This is a genomic window from Lacinutrix sp. YIN62, from assembly GCF_057219185.1.
The window spans coordinates 1-1202 of the sequence record NZ_JBXVVH010000073.1; the positions used below are offsets into that span (position 1 = coordinate 1).

The 1202-nt window shown below is 31.0% G+C and carries 2 protein-coding genes; both read right to left on the reverse strand.

Annotation, left to right across the window (positions count from 1 at the left end; all coding sequences use genetic code 11):
- Positions 1–185: 185 nt before the first annotated feature.
- Entirely contained in the window at positions 186–590 is a 405-nt protein-coding gene (locus AC2D8I_RS16215) for a hypothetical protein (RefSeq protein ID WP_484707158.1), read from the reverse strand.
- Entirely contained in the window at positions 587–1078 is a 492-nt protein-coding gene (locus AC2D8I_RS16220) for a hypothetical protein (RefSeq protein ID WP_484707159.1), read from the reverse strand. Before AC2D8I_RS16220 ends, AC2D8I_RS16215 begins: the two co-directional genes overlap by 4 nt.
- Positions 1079–1202: the final 124 nt, after the last annotated feature.

Genomic DNA, 1202 nt, shown 5'->3' on the forward strand with positions numbered 1-1202 from the left:
AAACTCTAACGTGAAATGACGTGATTTTTGTCTCATAATTCTCTAAGTTAAAATCAAGCAAGATAGTAACTCAACTTAACGTCCAATCTAAGATAGCAAGTCCAGAGACTTATAGAAGTACGTTAGTGAAAAATTAATGAGTTTTTACTTGTTTTTATCCACAGTTCTTTGTTGTACGCTGGCTTTTAATCCGTTATTTCTACTAATTTCAAGTCCAAGTCCTTTATAACTTGGTCAATGTCAAATTCAAAACCCTTTGGAATATTGACAGTCGCAATACTACCAAGGTCAACTTGCCAAAATCCACCTCTTTTTGTCAATTCCTCGCCGAGCATTCGATAGTCAGATTCTTTATGATTTGGTGTTAATCCAAATCTACGTGTAATGTATTCCGATTCCTTTGTTATTTCTGTTATCTCGTGTTTGTTTTCTTTGTTGATTTTCGTTTCGAATTCTGTTCCTAAAGTCAATTTAGGATTGCAAAAGTCATTGTCAGTCATCCGAAATTTATTTTCAGTTAACTGCTCAACATAAAGAGTAGTCGTTACTTTCTCTTCTTTGTGATAAACCTCAATTTTGATTTCTTTCATTCGTTTAGTTCTTTCCAACACTTTTGAGCTTCTCTTTCAACTTCTTTTTCCATTTTCGGTAGTTCATTTAGAATCCAATTTTGACTTTCTTGAGTCAGATAATTTTTGTTTTCAGATAATTTGAATTTCATTGCACTTTTAATTAGTGGAATCAAATCCTTTGTTTCTGTATCTCCATTCGCAAAATTCGGTCCAATTAAATAACCTAAAATATATTTCTCATATTTAGGTTTGTAATATAGAATGTGAGTTACAATTGGAAAATAGAAATAAAAGAAACTGTTAGTGTTTGATTGATATTTAATATCGTTAAATTCCGATATCAATAGTTTAGATTGAGAATCAGAGGTGTCAAAGTTTAATTCGGCAAGTAACTCATAAGTCCTTTTTGCACTTGGTACAATTTCTCCCATTCTCTTTAAGTCAGAAAATGCTTTTTCAAATTCCGATTTAATTCCTCTGTTCTTTATCCAATCTAAAATTCTCAATTAGTTCTGTTTTTTCAGCTGTCTTGTCCTGAAATACGGCTACAGTTAAAATTTGTTTTTAAGCTGTAAATTTATACACGGTATAAGGTGTTTTATAGTCTAAAGATAAGTGTAATCTTATTTC

Excerpts from the sequence above, each read along its gene's own strand:
- AC2D8I_RS16215 (WP_484707158.1), bottom strand. The coding sequence starts at position 590 with ATGAAAGAAATCAAAATTGAGGTTTATCACAAAGAAGAGAAAGTAACG.